Raw genomic sequence first — 4,832 nt, 5'->3', positions numbered from 1 at the left:
ACTCAGGTGGCCGCCGCCACGTCGCCGGAATCGGCCGCGAGTAACCCGGTATTGCCGACTGCGGTGGCCGGGGCGGCCCCCATTGCGCTGTATCGCCTGGAAGTCCCGGTGTACTCCGTCGTTCTGCCGGCCGCACAACTGATGACGTTGCAAGCCCTGGGCACCTTTCATGATCGCCAAGGCGAACAGAGCCTGTTGACCGAGACCGGCGCGGTGCCAGCGGGTTGGGGCCGTGCCTTTGGGAGTGATTTCAATAAGAGCTGGTCGGGCACCGTCTCGCCGAGTTTCGACGGCACGGTCAAGGGATATCAGGTCGGCCATGACCTCTATGCGTCCGAAACCAGCGCGGGTCACATCCAGCGCTTTGGGCTGTTCGTCGGCCAGAGCCGCCTGCAGGGCGACGTAAAAGGCTTTGCCGAAGGCTTCCAGGACCGCCGCGCCGGCCGCGTCAAACTCGACGGCGACAACCTTGGCGCCTACTGGACCCTGACTGACACAGCCGGCTGGTACGTTGACCTCGTGGCCATGGGCACCCGGCTGGATGGCAATAATAAATCCGACCGCGGCGTGAAACTCGACACCCGGGGTCACGCCCTGGCGCTCTCTGCCGAAGCCGGCTACCCGGTGGCCGTTTCCGAGCATTGGGTGGTGGAGCCGCAGGTGCAGGTGATCCGCCAGACGATCAACCTGGATAACCAGAACGATGGTATTTCCAAGGTTTCATTCGACGCCCAGGACTACTGGACCGGGCGCCTCGGCGCACGCTTGAAAGGTCGTTACCTGGTCGGCAACACGCCTGTGGAACCGTACGTGCGGGCCAATGCCTGGCGCACATTCGGCGGCAGTGACACGGTGACCTACGATGATGTCGACCGAATCAAAAGCGATCACAAATCCTCCACGGCGGATGTGGGTGTAGGGGTCGTCGCCAGGTTGTCCGCATCGGTGAGCGTCTACTTGGCGACGGACTACAACACCCACCTGGACGGCAACACGCTGAATGGCGTCAGCGGCAATGCCGGGGTGCGAATGAGCTGGTAAAGATGAAGGTTTTGTCAGCCTGGGCGAAATTAATCCACGGTTAATCCCCCAAGCCGACTGTGAAGGTGATCGCACTCACCGCCCCCCGGGCCCGTGCGGCCGCCGGCACATCATGTTGATGCGCCCGCGAACGACTTGCGGAGAACCACCATGAAACTGCGTACCTTAATGTTTACCGGCACATTGGCCCTGGCGGCGTTATCGGGCATGGCCCAGGCCGACACCCAGCAACCGGCAACCAAACCGGTGCCGTACCAATACGGCATGCCCTTGAACATCGACAAGGTCATTGCCATGAACGAAACCCAAACCAATGACTGCAAAGTCATCAACGCCGACATCAAGTTCCTCGACAAGGCGGGCAAAGTGGAAGACGTCGGTTACCGGAAAATGTCCGAAGCCTGCGACTTCCAGAATTGATCGGATGCACCCGGTACGAAGCCTGCGTGCTTCGCACCTGAACGGGTGATGACAAAGGGCAGCGTAATTGCTGATATCCTTGCGCGCTTCTCAAGCCGCCGAAAGGATTCGTCATGCAGCTTCGCTTTGATACGCTTGCCCTCTTTACCGCTCTGCTGTGCTTCGCGCTCGCCTTGATCTGGGGGTTACGCCCCGACCTGCTGCTGTGGCTGTGGAGCGTCGAATATTCCAGCGCTACCGGACTGGTTTCGCGCCGTAACGCCGCGCTGTTCCTGGCCATCGGCATCATGTTTTACCGCGCCCGCCATGCTCCGCCCTCCGACACACGCCGCGCCCTGACCACCGGGTTTATCACCGGGTGCCTGGTGCTGGCCGTGCTGGGGTTTGGTGAGTGGATCAATGGCAATGCCGGGCCGGCCATCCTGCTGGCGGTGGCAACAGAGACCGTACTGGGCCTGGCGTTTATCCAGGCCCACAGGTCGTCGGTGATTCAACCTCAGGCCTCGGCCTAGTAATAGGCGCGCCCACCCGCTCTTTGCAGCGCGGGGGCATGGGTGTGCTTGAGGTCTTCGCGTAACCCGGTAATCAGGTTGCAAATGGCTCGACTGCTGTCGAGTTTGTCGGCATTGATGCCTTTGACTTCCAAATCCACTCGGTCACGGTCACGGTCGTCATAGACCTTGATCGTCAGCGACGCGTCTTCGGCTTTGGTGCATTCGCACCGTTTGGGTAGGAAACTTCCTTCAATAATGCTGCGAAGTTCTAATTCCGAAAGCATGGCCAACCTCTCCTTTTTATGAGACTGCCAACAGATGTTTGTGTGTCCGGCAGGCGTCTGCCTGCCACGTCTTACCGGCCTTGGAAGACGCTTTCCTGTACCAGCCTACTCGGCAAAATCCACCCTCGTTGTAACCTTTCCTCATAAGCACCTGCCTCGGTTATATAACTTCCACCCCGTTATACTAGCAGTGCTTCAATTGTCGTCTAATTGCATCGATTAAACGTTTAACTCGGTCACATGAAGTGAACTGCGCTTTGTGCAGCTGCTCTTTCAGCAACATGTCGCAAACTATCGAAGTTGATATTCGCTCCCGAATTGATCGCCACCAGGGTCTGATCGCGCACGCCGGTACCGGCCACATATTTGCAGATACCCGCCACCGCCAACGCGCCGGAAGGCTCGGTGATGGAGCGCGTATCGTCGTAGATCAGCTTGATCGCCGTGCACAGTTCGTCGTTGCTGACGGTGATGACTTCATCCACCCACTGCCGGCAGATTTCAAAACCATAGGCGCCGACCTGCGCCACTGCGGTGCCATCGGCAAACCCGTCGACACTCGGCAACACCACGCGCTCACCAGCGCGCAGGGCTGCCAGCAAGCAACTGGAGCCTTCGGGTTCGACGCCGACAATCCGCACGTGCGGTCGCAGGTATTTGACGTAAGCGGCGATTCCCGCGATCAAGCCGCCCCCGCCCACCGGCACAAAGATCGCATCCAGCGGGCCTTGCTGCTGGCGCAACACTTCCATGGCCACGGTGCCCTGGCCTGCAATCACGTCGGGGTCATCAAAAGGCGACACAAAGGTGCAACCCGACGTCTCGGCCAACTGCAGCGCATGGGCCAGGGCAAACGGAAAGCTCTCGCCCTGCAGCACCGCTTCGGCGCCTCGCGAACGTACGCCGAGCACCTTTAATTGCGGGGTACTGCACGGCATGACGATCTGCGCCTTGATCCCCAATTCCCGCGCCGCCAATGCCACGCCCTGAGCATGGTTACCCGCCGACGCCGTGACCACGCCCCGGGCCCTCTGCTCTGCCGTGAGCTGCACCAGCTTGTTGTAGGCACCGCGAATCTTGAAGGAAAAGGTCGGTTGCAGGTCTTCACGCTTGAGCAATACCGCGTTGCCGAGCATCGCCGACAACGCCGGTGCCGCCTGCAACGGCGTGCGCACGGCCACGTCATAGACCGGGGCGGCGAGGATCTTCTTCACGTAGTGCTCAAGCAATCCCGAGTCGCTGGTAGGGGGAACGGGGCAGGTGCTCATCGGTGTCTCCTGGCTTTTATCAAAGGCCCTGGAGACGGAAAAACAAAACCCGCCTCTAGGGCGGGTTGGGGTGCAGCCGTGTGCTATCCCGCCAAATAAGGAATGGCGGTAATAATCATGCTCAGCGGGCTGCGGAAGGCTTGAAATGTCATGTGACGAAATTAACCGGCGGTTGCCCGGCAAGTCAATGCTCGGCCGCCATTTAGCCGGAGGGGGTTTACGATCAGCATACGAAACATATACGCTTTGTATATCCATTTAGCACAGTGAACCTCATGGGCATCGTCAAGATCACCGACCAACTGCACGAACAGCTTCGCCTGGCCAGCGCCGCCATGGACCGCTCCATCAACGCCCAGGCCGAGTTCTGGATCAAGATCGGCTTGCTCGCCGAACTGAACCCCAACCTGCCGTACAACGAGCTGATCAACAAGCTGCTGCTGGACAAACCTGACCTCATTCGGGGGCGCGGCTGATGATCAAGACCGCCGCACAACTGGCTGTGATGCGTGAGTCCGGGCGCTTGCTGGCCCAGGTGTTCACGATGCTCGACGGCTTCGTCGCCGCCGGCCGCTCCACCCTGGAACTGGACAGCGCCGTCGAAGCCTTCATCCGCAACGACCTGAAGGCCCGCCCCGCCAGCCTTGGGCAATACGACTACCCCTTCTGCATCAATACGTCGATTAACGAAGTGGTGTGCCATGGCATGCCCAGCGCGAAGGAAATCCTCAAGGACGGCGACATTATCAACATCGACATCACCCTGGAAAAAGGCGGTTTTATCGCCGATTCCAGCAAGATGTACATGATCGGCAACGTGGCGCCCAAAGCGCAGCGCCTGGTCGAAAAAACCTTTGAGGCGATGTGGGCCGGTATTCGCACGGTCAAACCCGGCGCACGCCTGGGGGATATTGGCCATGCGATCCAGAGCCATGCGCAGGCCAACGGCTACAGCGTGGTGCGCGAGTACTGTGGCCATGGCATTGGGCGGGAGATGCATGAAGAACCGCAGATCCTGCACGTTGGCCGGCCTGGCACCGGGATGGAATTGCGCGAGGGGATGGTGTTTACCATTGAGCCGATGCTTAACCAGGGCAGCTCCAAGGTGCGCAGTTTGAAGGATGGCTGGACGGTGGTGACCAAGGACAACGGGTTGTCGGCGCAGTGGGAGCATACGGTGGCGGTGACGGCGGAGGGGTTTGAGGTGTTGACGTTGCAATAGGGGGTGTGGGTGTGGTGTGGTGTGGTGTGGGTGTATATCCGTTATTTGGGTTGTGGCGGGTATGGGTTCCGCTCTTACAGCGGCTCACTTTTGGTGGAGCGCA

7 protein-coding genes are annotated in these 4,832 nt (G+C 59.9%); 5 read left to right on the top strand and 2 right to left on the bottom strand.

Features of this window, described 5'->3' with window-relative positions:
- From WBB95_RS11930 to WBB95_RS11920, 3 genes are all read left to right on the top strand, one after another.
- Positions 1-1,041 (top strand): autotransporter outer membrane beta-barrel domain-containing protein (locus tag WBB95_RS11930; RefSeq protein WP_424487782.1); only part of this gene is annotated, 1,041 nt, incomplete at its 5' end.
- A 150-nt stretch (positions 1,042-1,191) separates the two neighbouring features.
- Positions 1,192-1,461, top strand: coding sequence for a DUF2790 domain-containing protein (locus WBB95_RS11925; protein WP_424487781.1), 270 nt, complete (start codon positions 1,192-1,194; stop codon positions 1,459-1,461).
- Between the two features lie 113 nt (positions 1,462-1,574).
- A complete protein-coding gene (locus WBB95_RS11920) occupies positions 1,575-1,973 on the top strand; it encodes a hypothetical protein (protein ID WP_424487780.1) in 399 nt (132 codons plus the stop codon).
- Here the strand turns inward: WBB95_RS11920 and WBB95_RS11915 are convergent.
- Positions 1,970-2,239: a DUF1652 domain-containing protein gene (locus WBB95_RS11915; protein ID WP_424487779.1), complete on the bottom strand. Its 270-nt coding sequence runs from the start codon at positions 2,237-2,239 to the stop codon at positions 1,970-1,972. The two genes, WBB95_RS11920 and WBB95_RS11915, sit on opposite strands and share 4 nt — an antisense overlap.
- Before the next feature lie 236 nt (positions 2,240-2,475).
- Positions 2,476-3,507: a threonine ammonia-lyase, biosynthetic gene (gene ilvA / locus WBB95_RS11910; RefSeq protein WP_424487778.1), complete on the bottom strand. Its 1,032-nt coding sequence runs from the start codon at positions 3,505-3,507 to the stop codon at positions 2,476-2,478.
- A gap of 275 nt (positions 3,508-3,782) precedes the next feature.
- Here ilvA and WBB95_RS11905 point away from each other — a divergent pair, with 275 nt between their 5' ends.
- Complete coding sequence (locus tag WBB95_RS11905; protein WP_424487777.1) at positions 3,783-3,983, top strand: ParD-like family protein; 201 nt, start codon at positions 3,783-3,785, stop codon at positions 3,981-3,983.
- A complete protein-coding gene (map, locus tag WBB95_RS11900) occupies positions 3,983-4,729 on the top strand; it encodes a type I methionyl aminopeptidase (protein ID WP_424487776.1) in 747 nt (248 codons plus the stop codon). Before WBB95_RS11905 ends, map begins: the two co-directional genes overlap by 1 nt.
- Positions 4,730-4,832 lie beyond the last annotated feature (103 nt).

Source organism: Pseudomonas sp. (assembly GCF_049645325.1).
Lineage (GTDB): Bacteria > Pseudomonadota > Gammaproteobacteria > Pseudomonadales > Pseudomonadaceae > Aquipseudomonas.
The sequence above is the reverse complement of the archived record's forward strand: the minus strand, read 5'-3'. Positions and strand labels throughout refer to the sequence as shown.